Below are 17850 nucleotides of genomic sequence, written 5' to 3' on the forward strand. Positions count from 1 at the left end.
TGTTCCTACTATTATATATACATAAAAAAATGGCTTATTGGAGGATTGAAATTCATGTTTAACTTACCGAATAAAATAACTCTTTCTAGGATCGCCTTGATCCCTGTTTTTATGATCATTATGCTTGCTCCATTAGATTGGGGTGTTGCGCGCTTTGGTGACGTCAGCATCGAAGTCACTCACCTTGTTGGAGCGATCTTGTTTATTGTCGCTTCGACAACCGACTGGATTGATGGTTACTATGCACGTAAGCTCAATTTAGTCACAAACTTTGGTAAATTTTTAGATCCGCTTGCAGATAAATTGCTTGTTTCAGCGGCTTTAATTATACTTGTTCAATACAATCTCACACCGGCATGGATGGCAATTGTGATCATTAGCCGTGAATTTGCTGTAACGGGCCTAAGGCTTGTCTTAGCTGGAGGCGGTGAAGTGGTCGCAGCCAATATGCTTGGAAAAGTGAAGACGTGGGCGCAAATCATTGCGATTTCGGCACTTCTTTTGCATAACCTGCCGTTTGAACTTGTATCATTCCCTTTTGGTGATCTTGCCATGTGGGTAGCGGTGTTCTTCACTGTTGTCTCAGGATGGGATTACTTTGCGAAAAACTGGGAAGCCTTAAAGAATTCTAACTAAAAAGGACGTGTACGCTTTGAAGTCAGAGAGAAAAGCAGAAATTATTGCAGTCGGTTCCGAACTTTTGCTAGGGCAAATTACGAATACGAATGCACAATTCATCAGCAAACAACTAGCTGAAATTGGTGTGAATGTTTATTACCACACAGCAGTTGGTGACAATCCAGAGCGTTTAAAAAGGGCCATTCAAGTGGCACAGGAAAGATCGAATTTTATTATCTTCTCAGGTGGTCTTGGACCAACGAAAGACGATTTAACAAAAGAAACCATTGCGAGTACGCTCGGTAAAGAGCTTGTGCTAAATGAAGAAGCATTTGAGTCTATTCAAGAATACTTCCGTAAAACCGGACGTGATATGTCGCCGAACAACCGTAAACAGGCGCTCGTTCTAGAGGGATCTGATGTGCTCGTAAACCGTTTCGGAATGGCACCTGGTATGTTTATACAAGAGGGAGATACGTTTTACATTCTGCTCCCTGGACCGCCAAGTGAATTGCACCCGATGTTTGAAAACGAAGCGAAGCCGCTTATTTCTGAAAAACTCGGCCTAAAGGAAAAAATCGTGTCTGTTGTCTTGCGTTTCTTTGGCATCGGTGAATCTCAGCTGGAAACAGATCTTGAAGATTTAATTGATGCACAGACCAATCCAACGATTGCACCGCTTGCAGCTGACGGGGAAGTGACGCTAAGGCTGACAGCCAAGCATGAGGATGAAAAAGAAACAGAGCGTCTGTTAAAAGAAACAGAAGCACAAATTTTAGAACGGGTCGGCGAGTACTTCTACGGATATGGTAATACATCTCTTGCCTTTGAAGCTTCAAAGGCCTTGCATGAACACGGGAAAACAGTAGCAGCGGCTGAAAGCCTGACTGGTGGTATGTTTTCAGAGTGGCTGACAGATCTCGAAGGGGCATCATCCATTTTAAACGGCAGTGTGGTTTGTTACACAAATCAAGTCAAGCAGCAAGTGCTGGGCTGCCGTGAAGAAACATTGTCTTCTCATGGTGCTGTCAGCAAAGAGTGTGCGTTAGAGCTCGCCGAAGGCGTTAGAAAACTGACGGGAAGCGATATCGGTATTAGCTTTACAGGTGTGGCAGGTCCTGAACCACACGAAGGACAGCCGGTTGGAAAAGTATTTATCGGGCTATCGACAAAAGACCAGACAGACGTGTTTGAATGGATGTTTACTGGCAGTCGATCAGGCATTCGCAAGCGTGCTGTGAAATATGGTTTGCACCACCTTCTCAAATTATTAAAAGAAAGTTAATTTTGTTTTTTATGAGGTTTACTCCTTTATAAAAGAGCGTTTTTTCTAATAGAAACAGCTCTTTTCTTAAATAATCTGCCAAGAAAAAATCGAATATGTGTTCGTTTTTTTCTTGGCAAATGACGTGAAACAAGGTATAGTATAGATAGTGGAATTGATAAAGGAGGAAACAATAGAATGAGTGATCGTCAAGCAGCCTTAGATATGGCTCTTAAACAAATAGAAAAACAGTTTGGTAAAGGCTCTATTATGAAACTAGGAGAGCAAACAGATACACGTATTTCAACAGTACCTAGTGGTTCGTTAGCACTTGATACTGCGCTTGGAATAGGTGGATACCCTCGCGGCCGTATTATTGAAGTATATGGTCCAGAGAGTTCTGGTAAAACGACAGTAGCACTTCATGCGATTGCTGAGGTTCAGCAGCAGGGAGGACAAGCTGCATTTATCGATGCGGAGCATGCGCTAGATCCAGTTTACGCTCAAAAATTAGGTGTCAATATTGATGAGTTGTTACTTTCTCAGCCGGATACAGGAGAACAAGCACTTGAAATTGCAGAAGCACTTGTTCGTAGTGGTGCAGTTGATATTGTTGTCATTGACTCAGTAGCTGCTCTTGTACCAAAAGCAGAGATCGAAGGAGACATGGGAGATTCACACGTTGGTCTTCAAGCACGTTTGATGTCTCAAGCACTTCGTAAACTATCTGGTGCTATCAACAAATCAAAAACAATTGCGATCTTTATTAACCAAATTCGTGAAAAAGTAGGGGTTATGTTTGGTAATCCTGAAACAACGCCTGGTGGACGTGCACTTAAGTTCTATTCATCTGTTCGTTTAGAAGTACGCCGTGCTGAACAGTTGAAACAAGGGAACGACATCATGGGGAACAAAACGAGAATTAAAGTTGTGAAAAACAAAGTGGCACCACCATTCCGTATTGCCGAAGTAGACATTATGTACGGTGAAGGTATCTCGAAAGAGGGAGAAATCATCGACCTTGGAAGCGAACTAGATATCGTACAAAAGAGCGGGGCTTGGTATTCTTATCAAGAGGAACGTCTTGGACAAGGACGTGAAAATGCGAAGCAATTCCTAAAAGAGAATAAGGACATTCTTCTTATGATTCAGGAGCAGATCAGGGAGCACTATGGTTTGGATACAAACGGAGTGAAATCAACTGACGAAGAAGGACAAGAAGAATTGGAATTGAATGACTAAAAAGACGCTGAAAAGCGTCTTTTTTTTACAATTACATAACAGCTAGCGGGTCAAAAGTTCTGTCTTTGCTTGAAATAACGACTTACGCCTTAGTCTGACTAGCTTGACAAGTATTTCCGACACAATTACAATGGGAATGTATCACTTGTTTTTCTTAACATGATTGATAACTAATTTAAACTTGACAAGGGCAGTGAGGATCTCATTCCCTGTGAAGGCCCTGTATGTTGAGACACAAAACAATGTACATGCCGACACTTTATTTGTAAAACCAAGTTCATAGCAAGAGGAGGTGAAAATATGTCGCCTACGATGTTTACGATCATCTCCATTTTGCTGAGCCTAATCTGTTTAGTTGTTGGCTACTTTGTTCGTAAAACCATTGCAGAAGCAAAAATATCCGGCGCAAGAAACATGGCCGAACAAATTGTTGAGGATGCAAAGCGTGATGCGGAAGCATTGAAGAAAGAAGCGCTCTTAGAAGCGAAAGATGAAATTCATTCGTTTCGTGTAGAGGCGGAGCAAGAAGTTCGTGAAAGACGTAATGAGCTTCAAAGACAAGAAAACCGTTTACTTCAAAAAGAGGAAAACCTTGATCGCAAGGACGAATCTTTAGATAAACGGGAGTCCCTGTTGGAGAAGAGAGATCATTCTCTGAATGAACGACAACAACATATTGAAGAGATGGAAAGCAAAGTGGATGATATGATTCGTTTGCAGAAAGCTGAGTTGGAGCGTATTTCTAGTCTAACTCGAGATGAAGCGAAACAAATCATTCTGGATCAAGTTGAAAATGAGCTTTCCCACGACATTGCAGTCATGACGAAAGAATCTGAAAACCGGGCGAAAGAAGAGGCTGATAAAAAAGCGAAAAACATTCTTTCACTTGCGTTACAGCGTTGTGCAGCTGATCATGTAGCTGAAACAACAGTATCTGTAGTCAATCTTCCAAATGATGAGATGAAAGGTCGTATTATCGGGCGTGAGGGACGAAATATCCGTACGTTAGAAACGTTAACAGGTATTGACCTGATCATTGATGATACACCTGAAGCTGTCATCTTATCGGGCTTTGATCCGATAAGACGTGAAACAGCGAGGATAGCTCTGGACAAGCTAGTCCAGGATGGACGTATTCATCCTGCACGAATTGAAGAAATGGTGGAAAAATCACGCCGTGAAGTCGATGATTATATCCGCGAGATGGGTGAGCAAACGACATTTGAAGTCGGAGTTCACGGTTTGCATCCGGATCTCATCAAAATTCTCGGTCGCTTAAAATTCCGTACAAGTTATGGACAAAATGTCCTGAAGCATTCAATTGAGGTTGCACATCTTGCAGGTCTCATGGCTTCAGAGCTTGGAGAAGATGCAAAGCTTGCAAAACGAGCAGGTCTTCTGCATGACATTGGAAAAGCCATTGATCATGAAGTAGAAGGAAGCCACGTGGAAATTGGCGTTGAGCTTGCGACGAAATATAAAGAGCATCCTGTTGTCATCAACAGTATTGCATCTCACCATGGTGACCAAGAACCGACATCTATTATCGCTGTTCTTGTTGCGGCAGCCGATGCATTATCTGCAGCACGCCCTGGTGCAAGAAGTGAGACGCTTGAAAATTACATTCGGAGACTTGAGAAATTAGAAGACATCTCTGAATCTTATGAAGGTGTTGAAAAATCGTTTGCGATACAAGCTGGACGTGAAGTGCGTATTATGGTGAAGCCAGATTCAATTAATGATCTTGAAGCTCACCGTCTAGCAAGGGATATTCGTAAGCGGATTGAGGACGAGCTCGATTACCCTGGTCACATTAAAGTGACAGTTATTCGAGAAACTCGCGCAGTAGAGTATGCAAAATAGAGCGGTGCGCTTAGCGCCGCTTTATTTTTTTGTGTAAATATGCAACACTGATAAGAAGATCATTTTATAAGAGAAAGGGTTCAAAACGTATGAAAATATTATTTGTTGGAGATATCGTTGGTTCACCTGGCAGAGATACACTGAAAGAATACTTGCCAAAGCTAAAGAAAAAATATCAGCCACACTTTACGATTGTCAATGGAGAAAATGCGGCTCATGGGAAAGGGCTTACTGAAAAAATCTATCACGAGCTGCTTCAAGCTGGGGCTGATGTGCTCACGATGGGGAACCATACATGGGATAAAAGAGACATTTTCGATTTCATCGATGATGCACCCCATATTGTTCGTCCGGCAAACTTCCCGCAAGGTACACCAGGGAAAGGTCTCACTTTTATTAAAAAACAAGGTAAAGAACTAGCTGTCATCAACTTGCAAGGCCGCACATTTTTACCTCCGATTGACTGCCCATTTCAAAAAGTAGATGAGCTCATAGCAGAAGCTTCAAAACGTACACCGTTTATTTTTATTGATTTTCATGGTGAAGCCACAAGTGAAAAGCAAGCAATGGGTTGGTATACTGATGGCCGTGCATCGTGTGTCGTTGGAACGCATACACATGTTCAAACAGCAGATAACCGTGTCTTGCCAAAAGGAACTGCTTATATTTCGGATGTTGGCATGACTGGTCCTTATGACGGTATTTTAGGTGTTGATCGGGAAACGATTATTAAACGATTTAAAACGAGCCTCCCTGTCCGTTTTGAAATTGCAGAAGGCCGCACGACATTAAGTGCAGTGATCGTAGAAATTGACGAACCGTCGAAAAAAGCTGTCAAAATTGATCGAATTTTGATAAATGATGACCATATTTTCTTTGAATAAATATTCACATATTTATTTCAGAAAAATATTAATCAGAAAGAAGGAATATGCGCCCTCTATCGTGAATATAGTAAAAATGGTAGGTAGCCTGCTATTTTTGAAAAACATTTTGGGGATGGATTTTCAAAAAAATAGCAACATCTAACAAAGATTGTTCTAATGAACACTCACTTATCCATTGTAAATTTAAGGGGGAGCAAAAATGGAAATTTTAAAAGTTTCAGCAAAGTCAAATCCAAATTCAGTAGCAGGAGCATTAGCCGGCGTTTTACGTGAACGCGGTGCAGCGGAAATACAGGCTATCGGCGCTGGAGCACTGAATCAGGCGGTCAAGGCTGTCGCCATTGCAAGGGGATTTGTTGCGCCTAGCGGAGTGGATTTGATATGCATTCCAGCCTTTACTGACATTCTTATCGATGGAGAAGAAAGAACAGCAATCAAACTGATTGTTGAACCACGATAATTCTAATTTTATTATTTTCAACCTGCTTACATCATGTAAGCAGGTTGTTTTTGTTTACCGCTATACATTTCTCATATAACATATTTCTTTCACAAAATAGATAGAAAATGACATATTAGAGCTTGCATTTTTTCACCATGATGATAAATTAAGATTAAGTTGAAAATACTTCATCAAAAATAAATATTTAAGTAGGTGAAATAATGATCGAAGCTTTTTTAAAAAGAGGAAAGCTTGTTTTTATTTTATTTTTTATCGTTCTCATTGCTGGAGGTTATTTGTTTACACAGCTTCCTAAACGAGAACTGCCAGAGTTTCAAGCAAATATTGTAACCATTTCGACTGTTTTCCCTGGTGCTGATGCAAAACAGGTAGAAAGTGATGTCACCAATAAGCTCGAGTCGGCCATTTCTGATATCAATGGTGTAGAGAAGACAAGCTCTGTTTCTGCTATTGGTATCTCAAATATTGTGCTTGAAATTGATGATCAAGCCGATTTTCAAAAGGTGGCAAGTCAAATCAAGAGTGAAACCACAAATGCCACCTCTTCTTTTCCAGATGGTGTGATGGAGCCAGATGTAAAGGATGAGTTTGGCAACGTGCCAGTTGGTTCTTATATGATTGTAGCAAGTAACTCATCTGATTTAGCAAAAAGTCAGGAATCGCTGCGTGCGTTAAAAGAAAAAGTGGAGGACATCAAAGGTGTTGATGGTGTCGTCATCAAAGGGTTCAATGACAAACAAGCAATATTGAACTTGGATTCAAGTAAACTGGAGGATAACGGGTTAAACGTGACCGATGTCACAAATGCCATCAATCAAGAATTTGACACATCCCCTCTAGGTGACGTCCAGGCAGATGGAGAAAAGGTCAAGCTGTCCATTGATGCCTATGATCGTTTAGATCAAATGAAAAAGATTGAGATTTTCTCAAAAACGAGCCGAGAGCCTGTTACAATCGGTGAGCTTGGTCGTTTAAAAGAAGTAGAAAAAGAGAAAAGTGATATCGTTTCATATAACGGAAAGCCAGCCTATTCATTTACAGTCAATATTAAGCCAGGACTGGATATTCCTAAAATGTATGACAAAGTCAGTGCGGTCATTGAAAAAGAGAAAGAGCTGCCAAATGGTGTGGATTGGATAGACTACTATTCACAAAAAAGTGAAGTAGATGCCATTTTTAACGATTTAATCAAAGAAGCGATCGTGGCCGTCATCGCCGTCATTGTCGTCACCACACTTGGTCTAACTATTGGTGGTGCGTTTATCGTTTCACTTGCGATTCCGCTATCCATAACGATCGGAACCATCCCGCTGCCGTTTTTACAAGTGGACCTTAATCAAATTTCAATTATTGGCTTTATCATTGCGCTAGGGATACTTGTAGATGACGCCATTGTCGTCAACGATAATATTTTGAGGCAGATGAAAAAATACGAAAGTCCGCTTAAAGGAACAATTGCAGGTGTAAAAGAAGTGGCTGGATCCATTTTGACGTCAACACTAGCTGTTGTCTTTGCCTTCTTGCCGCTTGTTTTCCTTTCTGGTGCGAACGGTTCATTTATTCGAGCGTTACCGTCTGTTCTAGTCACAACTGTACTTGCGTCAATGGTCATTTCATTGACACTTGTGCCAGTGTACCAATATACAGCAAACCGAAAAAGAAAGAACAAGAAGATTCAAAAAGAACCGGGCTTTTTAGGCAAACCATTAAAAAGGTTAGCCGATTTTTATGCAGATCGAGTACTGACAAACATCGTGAAGCGACCACTTCTCATTGGATTAAGTGGTTTGCTCGTTGCCACACTTGCCTTTTTGCTTATTTTCGCCACACCATTTGAGTTTTTCCCTGCGGCGAATAAGAAAGAGGTGGTTGTCACTGTGACACTGCCAAGTGAAACAACCTTAGATAAAACGAATGACACATTAGAGAAAATAGAACAAGAGATCAAACAGCAAAAAGGCATTGAAGAGACGGCCATTTTTGCAGGCGGCGGTGTGCCGAACTTGTTTAATGAAAGTATCTCAAACGCAAGTGATCATACGGGTCAGGTTGTTGTCAGAGTAGACAATGAACAGATGACAAGCAAAGCATTGATCGATCGTATGACAGAGCCATTGCGAAAGAAATTTAAAGATGCTGATATCTTTATGAAAACCATTGTTCAAGGACCGCCAATTGGGGCGCCTGTGACCGTAACCATTGCAGGAGAACAATTTTCAAAGCTCGTGGATGTGAAAGAGAAGCTCACAAAAGAAATGAAAGAAAGCGGAGCAAGTCTGATCACAGACGATGTCAATCAACCGGTGAAAACCATCTCATTTGAATTGAATCGTGACCGAATGGCAGAGGATGGGCTCACTGCTCAGTTTGTCAGCAGACAGCTTGGTCTTGTCACAGAAGGAATTCCATTAGGCACCTTTAAACAAGGAACAGATGACATCGACCTCGTAGTGAAACAAGACATGAGCACACATCAAAACGGACTGAAGCTAAAAGACATCAAGGTGCCTGTGAGTGCAAATGAGGGAGGCATGCCTCAACTGGAGCCGCTTAGCCGATACGTAAAAGAAAAAGAAACAGAGCAATTTGAAAGTATTCCGCATGAAAACGGGATGCCGACGATCACGTTAAAGGCATATCCTGGTACATCAGATACGTTTAAAGACGATATGACAGAAGTTGTAAATGAAGTTGGGAAAAGCGATGCAGCGAAGAATTTGTCCATTTCTCAGGGCGGAGAAAATGAAGATCAAACCCAATTCTTTATTGAAATTAGTCTCTTATTTGGGGTAGTCCTGCTGCTCATTTATGTGACCATCGCTTTCCAGTTCAATTCACTCATGCTGCCGCTTTTAGTTCTTGGAACGGTTTACTTAGCGATATCCGGAGCCATTATTGGACTATTTGTCACTCAAACGCCATTTAGCTTTATGGCGACAATGGGGATTGTCTCATTGGCAGGTATCGTGGTCCGAAATGCGGTCGTTTTGTTTGAATTTATTGAACAGAGGCGCAAGCAAGGTCTCGATCAACAGGCAGCTGTGATTGAAGCGGGGAGGGCAAGGATTAGACCTATTTTGCTGACAGCATTTACAGCACTTGTCGCTCTTATGCCCGTTGCTCTAAGTAATGACCCACTCTTTAAGCCGTTAGCGATCTGCATCGTATCAGGTGTCTTTTTCTCAACGATTCTGACACTACTGATTGTGCCGGCTTTATATGTAGCCGTTTCAAAAAAACGCTGACAACTTAAAAGCAAATCTCCGAATAAAAGGAGATTTGCTCTTTTTTTTTAGAAAAATGTCTAAAAAAATATGTGGAGTGTTCATTTGTCTTCTCCTGAAAGACAGTGGTATTTACGTCTAAAATAAGACATGATAAGATCGGATTGGGAGAAGTTTTTTAACAAAGGGGTTGTACGTCATGTGTGGAACGATGAAAGCGATTGTTAAAAAAGAAAGCGCTTACGGAGCGACGATGATGGAAATGCCGATTCCAGAAATAAGTGATCATGAAGTGCTCATCCAGGTAAAGGCTACATCGATATGCGGAACGGATGTGCATATTTATAATTGGGATGATTGGGCGAAGGGGAGAGTCCAAGCACCGTACATTTTTGGTCATGAATTCACAGGGGAAGTTGTCAAAACGGGGAACCAAGTCTCACGAGCAAAAGTAGGGGATTTTGTATCGGCTGAGACGCATATTGTCTGTAATCAGTGTTATATGTGTTTAACGGGTCAGCAGCATTTGTGCAGCGAAACGAAAATTTTAGGGGTAGACATTGATGGCTGTTTTGCTGAATATGTCAAAGTACCAGAACAAAATGTGTGGCATAATCCAGCTCAAATGCCAGTGGAACTTGCATCTATTCAAGAACCGCTTGGAAATGCTGTTCATACAGTTCTGCATACACCTGTTTCAGGAAAGTCAGTGGCGATTTTTGGCTGTGGTCCCATTGGTTTAATGGCGATTGCGGTTGCAAAAGCCTCCGGGGCTGTCCAAGTGTTCGCTGTTGATAAAAATGAATACAGACTGGATCTTGCCCGTAAAATGGGTGCAGATCATATCGTGGATATCGGAAAAGATGATCCTGTTGCCATGATTAAGCAGCTCACGCGGATGGAAGGGGCAGACGTGATGTGTGAGATGTCAGGACATCCCGTTGCAATTAATCAAGCACTCGAAGCTTGTGCAAATGGAGGGAAAGTGAATATACTAAGTTTGCCAGAGCGGCCAGTAACCATTGACATTACGAATCAAATTGTTTTTAGGGGATTAACCGTGCAAGGGATCACGGGGAGAAAAATGTTTGAGACGTGGCGTCAAGTATCTGAACTTTTAAGAACGAATACCATTGATGTACAGCCGGTTGTCACCCATACGCTGCCATTTGAAGATTTTGAAAAGGGATTTGAACTCATGAGAAATGGTACGTGCGGGAAGGTCGTACTGATCATGCCATCATATCAAAGGGGGACGAAATGATGAAAGAATTTACGTATTTACAAGATGAATTGGACACAATGAAGCAGCAAGGCACCCATCAAACACTGAAAGAAATCGATTCCAAACAATCTTCCACGGTGACATTAAATGAACAATCCGTCATACAACTCTCTTCAAATAACTACTTAGGTCTCACCTCACATCCAAGGCTGATGAAAGCGGCAAAAGAGGCGATTGATGAATTCGGTGCTGGAACAGGATCTGTACGAACCATTGCTGGAACGATGACAATGCATGAACGGCTTGAAAAAAAGCTCGCTGCTTTTAAAAAGACAGAGGCAGCCCTCGTATTCCAATCAGGCTTTACGACCAACCAAGGGGTTTTATCCAGCATTCTCACAAAAGATGATATTGTCATTTCAGATGAGCTGAACCATGCCTCAATCATCGATGGGATTCGCTTAACAAAGGCAGATAAAAAAGTATATGCTCATTCTAATATGGAAGAGCTTGAGAAAATTTTAAAGAAATCGATGAATTACCGCGTCCGTCTTATCGTGACAGATGGTGTGTTCTCAATGGATGGAGATATTGCACCGCTTCCTGAGATTGTAAGACTTGCAGAAGCATATGATGCCTTTGTGATGGTAGACGATGCCCATGCGTCTGGAGTACTTGGTGAAAATGGGCGCGGAACAGTGAATCATTTTCAACTTGACGGCAGAGTGCATATTCAGGTTGGCACACTTAGTAAGGCAGTTGGTGTGCTAGGCGGTTACGTCGCTGGTTCTGCCGTTTTAATCGACTATTTAAAGCATAAAGCAAGACCGTTTTTATTCAGCACCTCACATCCGCCGGCTGTCACAAGAGCCTGTGAAGAAGCCATTGAAGTGCTGTTAGACGAACCGGAGCGCATTGAAACACTTTGGGAGAACGCGGCCTATTTTAAAGAAAAAGTCATCGGTCTTGGATTTGAGGTGGCACCAACAGAAACGCCTATTATTCCGATGATGATTGGAGACGAGGCACTCACTTTCCGGTTTTCAAAAGCATTAATCGAGCGCGGCGTTTTCGCTCAAGGCATTGCTTTCCCAACTGTAGCGAAAGGAAAAGCGAGAATTAGAGCCATCATCACAGCAGAGCACACAAAAGAAGAGCTTGACCGTGCACTGACAATCATCGAAGAAGAAGCAAAAAAACTGAATATACTTGATTGAGAGAGCTGAGGCTCTCTTTTCTTTTGATAAAGAGTATTGATGACTGTCCAGATGAATAGACATTTTTCATAGAAAAAACACATATGAATTTATTTTCAATTCACGACAAAATAGTCTATACTGTAGGGTGGAGCTTGGTTTGAAAGGAGTACAAATTCATGAATGAAGAGCAGAGAAAAGCGAGCGGACAAGTAAGTTCATCGGACAAAAAATCCGAGAAGGACTACAGCCAATATTTTGAAGCTGTGTACATTCCGCCTTCCTTAAAAGATGCAAAAAAACGGGGTAAAGAAGAAGTCGAATACAATCAATTTCAAATTGACGAGCGGTTTCAAGGGTTAGGGAACGGCCGCAAGTTTTATATTCGCACATATGGCTGTCAAATGAATGAGCATGACACAGAAGTGATGGCTGGTATTTTTATGGCGCTTGGTTATGAACCAACAAATTCGACTGAAGATGCGAATGTCATCTTATTAAACACTTGCGCCATTCGTGAGAATGCAGAAAACAAAGTGTTTGGAGAGCTTGGTCATTTAAAAGCATTAAAGCGTGAAAAGCCAGATTTAATCTTAGGCGTCTGCGGATGCATGTCGCAAGAAGAATCTGTTGTTAACCGTATTTTAAAGAAACACCCATTTGTTGATTTGATTTTCGGTACCCACAACATTCACCGCCTGCCAGAGCTATTATCTGAATGCTACCTTTCAAAAGAAATGGTCATTGAGGTTTGGTCTAAAGAAGGCGATGTGATTGAAAATCTTCCGAGAGCCCGCCAAGGAAAAATTAAGGGCTGGGTGAATATTATGTACGGTTGTGATAAATTCTGTACATACTGTATCGTCCCTTACACGCGCGGGAAGGAAAGAAGCCGCCGTCCGGATGAAATTATTCAAGAGGTCAGACGCTTAGCAGCAGAAGGATATAAAGAAATTACCCTTCTTGGTCAAAACGTGAATGCGTATGGAAAAGATTTTGAAGACATGGAATATGGTCTTGGTCACCTCATGGATGAGCTGCGTAAAATCGATATTCCACGTATCCGTTTTACAACAAGCCACCCGCGTGACTTTGATGATCACTTAATTGAAGTGCTTGCCAAAGGCGGAAACCTTCTCGACCATATTCATTTGCCGGTTCAATCAGGAAGTTCTTCTGTGCTGAAACTCATGGCAAGAAAATACGACCGTGAACGTTACCTTGACTTAGTGCGTAAAATCAAAGAGGCAATGCCAAATGCTTCATTAACAACGGACATTATCGTTGGGTTCCCAAATGAAACAGATGAGCAGTTTGAAGAGACGCTTTCCCTCTATCGTGAGGTTGAGTTTGATGCGGCTTATACGTTCATTTACTCTCCAAGAGAAGGAACACCAGCAGCCAATATGAAAGACAACGTGCCAATGCGTGTAAAAAAAGAACGTCTGCAGCGCCTGAATGCACTCGTAAATGAAATTTCTGCGAAAAAAATGAAGGAATATGAAGGGCAGACTGTCGAAGTATTAGTAGAGGGTGAAAGTAAAAACAACCCTGAGATCCTAGCCGGATATACAAGTAAAAGCAAGCTTGTGAATTTTAAAGCACCAAAAGAAGCGATTGGCAACATCGTCAAAGTGAAAATCACACAAGCCAAAACTTGGTCTCTTGACGGAGAAATGGTTGGAGAAGCTATCGAGGTGAATTAAAATGACGCTTTATTCAAAGAAAGAGATTGTCGAGCGCGCAAGAGAGCTCGCAAAAATGATTTCTGAAACAGAAGAAGTTGATTTCTTCAAAAAAGCAGAAGCGCAAATCAATGAAAATACAAAAATTGCAGCGATCATTAATCAAATTAAGGCGCTTCAAAAGCAAGCTGTGAATTTAAAGCATTATGGCAAACATGAAGCCTTAAAACAAGTGGAAGAAAAAATTGATGCCCTGCAAGAAGAACTGGATGAGATCCCAGTGATTCAAGAATTCAAAGAATCACAAACAGAGGTTAATTCCCTGCTTCAGCTTGTAGCGCACACAATTTCTAATCAAGTAACGGATGAAATCATTCTTTCAACCGGCGGTGACCTCTTATTAGGAGAAACCGGTTCAAAAGTGAAAAACTCATCCCCAAGTTGCTCCATTAAATGAGAAAACCCCGCAGATGCGGGGTTTTTTGTTTGTGTATTCTTATCTATATTTGTTATTTGTAGTTTAAAGGCTGTGACATCAACAATTTGTTGACGCCACAGCCCCTATTTTATTTTATATGGTTAGTTTATTTCTTTATGAAATACCTAATACGAGTTAAAAGAAGTAAAAATTTTTTGATATTCATTTTAATCTTTAATTCTAAACGAAAATTTATATTAATTTTTATATATAGCCACTCCTAAAGGGACTGTGACTTCATTATTAAATCACATCTTTCAGCTTCCATCAACCTCAATCTCTCACTCTCCAACTTTTCCAATTTTCAAGGCAAGTTTATGGGCGACCATGCATACACTGAAACAGAAATGAATTTAATTGAACATGAGACTCAAAATCGTGACACACTAGACGAATGCCCAGCATAAGATAAAACGATCAAGAACAAGGAGGCATGCCGGAATGTCTGAATACAGAGAAATTATTACAAAAGCGGTGGTTGCAAAAGGGAGGAAATTTACCCAAAGCACACACACCATTTCTCCATCGCAAAAACCAACCAGCATCCTAGGCGGTTGGATCATTAATCATAAGTATGATGCTGAAAAGGTCGGTAAAACAGTTGAGATTGAAGGTACATTTGATATTAACGTGTGGTATTCTTACGCAGACAACACGAAAACCGAAGTGGTCACAGAACGTGTAAAATATGTAGATATCATCAAACTGAGATATAAAGATAAAAACTTCCTTGATGATGAGCACGAAGTGATTGCGAAAGTCTTACAGCAGCCCAATTGCTTAGAAGTCACCATTTCTCCAAATGGCAATAAAATTGTCGTTCAAGCAGAGCGTGAATTCATTGCTGAAGTAGTAGGGGAAACCAAAATTGTTGTAGAAGTCAATTCAAGCTGGAAAGAAAAAGATGATCACGAATGGGAAGAAGAAGTGGATGAGGAATTAGAAGATATTCATCCAGAATTCCTCGCGGGTGATCCAGAAGAGTAATTGATGACTAGGGCGCATATCCCCCTAGTTTTTTTGTGCCTTGATCTAGGGAAAAAAGGTGAATTTTTATGCTATAATGAAAGATGGTATGAATTCGAAAGTAATATAGTGAGGGATTAGAAATATGGCAAGTTATACGCCCATGATACAGCAATATTTAAAGATCAAGGCAGATTACCAAGATGCCTTTTTATTTTTTCGCTTAGGCGATTTTTATGAAATGTTTTTTGATGATGCAAAAGAAGCAGCACAAGAATTAGAAATTACGTTAACAAGCAGGGATGGCGGCACGATTCCAATGTGTGGTGTTCCATATCATTCTGCGTCTGCATACATAGAACAACTGATAGAAAAAGGCTATAAAGTCGCCATTTGTGAGCAGGTGGAAGACCCTAAAACGGCAAAAGGTGTGGTCAAAAGAGAGGTCGTTCAACTGATTACACCAGGTACGGTCATGGATGGCAAAGGACTGAATGAAAACGAAAATAACTTTATCGCGTCTGTTTCCAGCTTTCAAAATGGCTACGGTCTTGCGCTTTCCGATTTATCAACAGGTGAAAACATGGCGGCTTTCATTGAACGGTTAGATGAAGTTGTGTCTGAAATTTATTCTGTCGGTGCAAAAGAGATTGTGGTATCAAAGCAGCTCGATGAAGAAACGGTGAAAACCCTGAAGGAACGCTGCCAAGCGACCATCTCATACGAAGATAGCGATGAATTAATAGATGAAGCTGAACGACTCGTTTCTCATCTTGACGAGCATCTGAAAATAGCATTTTTAACACTCTATGCATACTTAAGAAGAACGCAAAAAAGGAGTCTTGATCATCTTCAGCAAGTTCAAGTATTTGAGCTTGAACAAACGATGAAAATTGATCTTTACTCAAAAAGAAACCTTGAATTAACAGAAACCATCCGTTCAAAAAGCAAGAAGGGTTCTTTATTATGGCTCTTAGATGAAACAAAAACGGCAATGGGCGGAAGATTGCTGAAGCAATGGATCGATCGTCCGCTCATCCGCCTTTCACAAATCAAAGAACGCCAGGAAATGGTGCAAATTCTGATGGAACATTTCTTTGAGCGAGAGGATCTGCGAGAACGTTTAAAGCAAGTGTATGATCTTGAACGTCTAGCAGGCCGTGTGGCATTTGGAAATGTGAATGCCCGTGATCTTATTCAATTGAAAGAATCTCTCAAGCAAGTGCCGGCTATTAAAGAGCTTGTCCATTCTCTCCCGGAGGATATGGCGAAATCTAGAGCAAATGACATTGACCCATGCGGTGATTTACTTGATTTATTAGAAGATGCTCTTTATGAGAATCCGCCGATGACGTTAAAAGAAGGCAATTTGATTAAAGACGGCTACAATGCAAAATTAGATGAATATCGTGATGCGAGCCGAAACGGGAAAGACTGGATCGCTCGTCTTGAACAGCAAGAAAGAGAATATACAGGCATTCGATCGTTGAAAGTCGGCTTTAATAAAGTGTTTGGCTACTATATCGAAGTGACCCGTGCAAATACGCATTTATTAGAAGAAGGCCGTTATGAAAGAAAACAAACCCTTGCCAATGCAGAGCGGTATATTACACCTGAATTGAAAGAAAAAGAAGCCCTTATTCTTGAGGCGGAATCAAATATTAGTGAATTGGAATATGAACTATTTTCTGCGCTTCGGGAACAAGTAAAAGCCTATATTCCTAGATTACAGTTGCTCGCAAAACAAATGAGTGAGCTTGATGCGCTGCAATGCTTTGCGACTGTGAGTGAAAAGCGGCGTTATGTCCGCCCTGAATTTTCATCAGATGAAGTGGAAGTCATTGATGGTCGTCATCCTGTTGTTGAAAAAGTGATGGATCATCAAGAGTATGTGCCGAATGACTGCCAAATGGGCAAAGGGAGACAAACCTTGCTCATTACTGGTCCGAATATGTCAGGGAAAAGCACATATATGAGACAAATGGCATTGATCTCGATTCTTGCGCAAATTGGCTGTTTTGTGCCAGCATCAAAGGCAACCCTTCCGATTTTTGATCAAATCTTTACACGTATTGGGGCGGCAGATGATTTGATTTCTGGTCAAAGTACTTTTATGGTAGAGATGCTCGAAGCAAAAAATGCGATGGTGCATGCGACAAAGAACAGCTTGATTTTATTTGATGAAATTGGACGCGGGACAAGCACTTATGATGGAATGGCTCTTGCACAGGCAATCATTGAATTTGTGCATGATCATATTGGAGCCAAAACGCTTTTCTCTACCCATTATCATGAACTGACGGTACTGGAATCCCAATTAAGCGAACTGAAAAATGTCCACGTACGAGCAGAAGAACATGAAGGGACAGTTGTTTTCTTACATCAAATCAAAGAAGGAGCAGCGGATAAAAGCTACGGCATCCATGTAGCGCAGCTTGCTGAACTGCCTGATGCGATCATTGATCGAGCCCAGACCATCTTAACGGAGCTTGAGAGCGGATCACATGAAGTGATTCCGCGCGTCTCTAAAGCCCCGAAAAAAGAAGTGGCTGAGGAAAAACAGCAGCTTTCTTTCTTTGAAGTGGAAGAAAAACCGCAAACAAAACCTGTGCTGAAAAACAAAGATCAAGCAGTGATCGAAGAATTGAAGTCATTTAATTTAATGGATATGACACCGCTTGAAGCGATGACAAAGCTATATGAATTGCAAAAGAAATTATAATGTAAGGTGAGGTGAGC

General features: G+C 41.2%; 13 protein-coding genes. All 13 read left to right on the forward strand.

Annotated features, from left to right (window positions below; all coding sequences use genetic code 11):
* The first annotated feature begins 54 nt into the window (after nt 1-54).
* The 13 genes from pgsA to mutS all read left to right on the forward strand — a co-directional run bounded on the left by pgsA (nt 55) and on the right by mutS (nt 17833).
* Nucleotides 55-636 carry a CDP-diacylglycerol--glycerol-3-phosphate 3-phosphatidyltransferase gene (pgsA, locus tag NSQ17_RS08605; RefSeq protein ID WP_008358030.1) on the forward strand — a complete coding sequence of 194 codons (582 nt, stop codon included), beginning with the start codon at nt 55-57 and terminating at the stop codon, nt 634-636.
* Between the two features lie 16 nt (nt 637-652).
* The gene (locus NSQ17_RS08610) at nt 653-1903 is read left to right on the forward strand and encodes a competence/damage-inducible protein A (RefSeq protein WP_081114823.1); all 1251 of its coding nucleotides are present in this window, start codon (nt 653-655) and stop codon (nt 1901-1903) included.
* Between the two features lie 177 nt (nt 1904-2080).
* Nucleotides 2081-3124, forward strand: a complete 1044-nt coding sequence (gene recA, locus NSQ17_RS08615) for a recombinase RecA (RefSeq protein ID WP_007499478.1) — start codon at nt 2081-2083, stop codon at nt 3122-3124.
* A 300-nt stretch (nt 3125-3424) separates the two neighbouring features.
* Nucleotides 3425-4987, forward strand: a complete 1563-nt coding sequence (gene rny / locus NSQ17_RS08620) for a ribonuclease Y (RefSeq protein ID WP_003211958.1) — start codon at nt 3425-3427, stop codon at nt 4985-4987.
* Between the two features lie 89 nt (nt 4988-5076).
* Nucleotides 5077-5871 (forward strand): TIGR00282 family metallophosphoesterase, encoded by a 795-nt coding sequence (locus NSQ17_RS08625; RefSeq protein ID WP_019744184.1) that lies wholly within the window; start codon nt 5077-5079, stop codon nt 5869-5871.
* Between the two features lie 202 nt (nt 5872-6073).
* Complete coding sequence (spoVS, locus tag NSQ17_RS08630; protein WP_003211281.1) at nt 6074-6334, forward strand: stage V sporulation protein SpoVS; 261 nt, start codon at nt 6074-6076, stop codon at nt 6332-6334.
* Nucleotides 6335-6537: 203 nt separating this feature from the next.
* A complete protein-coding gene (locus tag NSQ17_RS08635; RefSeq protein WP_342468025.1) occupies nt 6538-9582 on the forward strand; it encodes an efflux RND transporter permease subunit in 3045 nt (1014 codons plus the stop codon).
* 178 nt (nt 9583-9760) lie between these two features.
* On the forward strand, nt 9761-10825 hold the full coding sequence (gene tdh / locus NSQ17_RS08640; protein WP_058337312.1) for an L-threonine 3-dehydrogenase: 1065 nt from the start codon (nt 9761-9763) through the stop codon (nt 10823-10825).
* On the forward strand, nt 10822-12003 hold the full coding sequence (locus tag NSQ17_RS08645; protein ID WP_007499472.1) for a glycine C-acetyltransferase: 1182 nt from the start codon (nt 10822-10824) through the stop codon (nt 12001-12003). The genes tdh and NSQ17_RS08645 overlap by 4 nt, the downstream gene beginning before the upstream one ends.
* A gap of 158 nt (nt 12004-12161) precedes the next feature.
* Complete coding sequence (gene miaB, locus NSQ17_RS08650; protein ID WP_007499471.1) at nt 12162-13688, forward strand: tRNA (N6-isopentenyl adenosine(37)-C2)-methylthiotransferase MiaB; 1527 nt, start codon at nt 12162-12164, stop codon at nt 13686-13688.
* 1 nt (nt 13689) lies between these two features.
* Nucleotides 13690-14124 (forward strand): RicAFT regulatory complex protein RicA family protein, encoded by a 435-nt coding sequence (locus NSQ17_RS08655; protein WP_008344661.1) that lies wholly within the window; start codon nt 13690-13692, stop codon nt 14122-14124.
* Between the two features lie 462 nt (nt 14125-14586).
* A complete protein-coding gene (gene cotE / locus NSQ17_RS08660) occupies nt 14587-15132 on the forward strand; it encodes an outer spore coat protein CotE (RefSeq protein ID WP_007499466.1) in 546 nt (181 codons plus the stop codon).
* A gap of 124 nt (nt 15133-15256) precedes the next feature.
* A complete protein-coding gene (mutS, locus tag NSQ17_RS08665; RefSeq protein WP_342468026.1) occupies nt 15257-17833 on the forward strand; it encodes a DNA mismatch repair protein MutS in 2577 nt (858 codons plus the stop codon).
* The last annotated feature ends 17 nt before the right edge of the window (nt 17834-17850 follow it).

It is taken from the genome of Bacillus sp. FSL W8-0629, assembly GCF_038593225.1.
In the GTDB taxonomy this organism is placed as follows: Bacteria; Bacillota; Bacilli; order Bacillales; family Bacillaceae; genus Bacillus; species Bacillus altitudinis.

Excerpts from the sequence above, each read along its gene's own strand:
- rny (WP_003211958.1), top strand. The coding sequence starts at position 3,425 with ATGTCGCCTACGATGTTTACGATCATCTCCATTTTGCTGAGCCTAATC.
- NSQ17_RS08645 (WP_007499472.1), top strand. The coding sequence starts at position 10,822 with ATGATGAAAGAATTTACGTATTTACAAGATGAATTGGACACAATGAAG.
- miaB (WP_007499471.1), top strand. The coding sequence starts at position 12,162 with ATGAATGAAGAGCAGAGAAAAGCGAGCGGACAAGTAAGTTCATCGGAC.
- NSQ17_RS08635 (WP_342468025.1), top strand. The coding sequence starts at position 6,538 with ATGATCGAAGCTTTTTTAAAAAGAGGAAAGCTTGTTTTTATTTTATTT.
- mutS (WP_342468026.1), top strand. The coding sequence starts at position 15,257 with ATGGCAAGTTATACGCCCATGATACAGCAATATTTAAAGATCAAGGCA.
- NSQ17_RS08655 (WP_008344661.1), top strand. The coding sequence starts at position 13,690 with ATGACGCTTTATTCAAAGAAAGAGATTGTCGAGCGCGCAAGAGAGCTC.
- pgsA (WP_008358030.1), top strand. The coding sequence starts at position 55 with ATGTTTAACTTACCGAATAAAATAACTCTTTCTAGGATCGCCTTGATC.
- cotE (WP_007499466.1), top strand. The coding sequence starts at position 14,587 with ATGTCTGAATACAGAGAAATTATTACAAAAGCGGTGGTTGCAAAAGGG.
- tdh (WP_058337312.1), top strand. The coding sequence starts at position 9,761 with ATGTGTGGAACGATGAAAGCGATTGTTAAAAAAGAAAGCGCTTACGGA.
- NSQ17_RS08625 (WP_019744184.1), top strand. The coding sequence starts at position 5,077 with ATGAAAATATTATTTGTTGGAGATATCGTTGGTTCACCTGGCAGAGAT.
- spoVS (WP_003211281.1), top strand. The coding sequence starts at position 6,074 with ATGGAAATTTTAAAAGTTTCAGCAAAGTCAAATCCAAATTCAGTAGCA.
- recA (WP_007499478.1), top strand. The coding sequence starts at position 2,081 with ATGAGTGATCGTCAAGCAGCCTTAGATATGGCTCTTAAACAAATAGAA.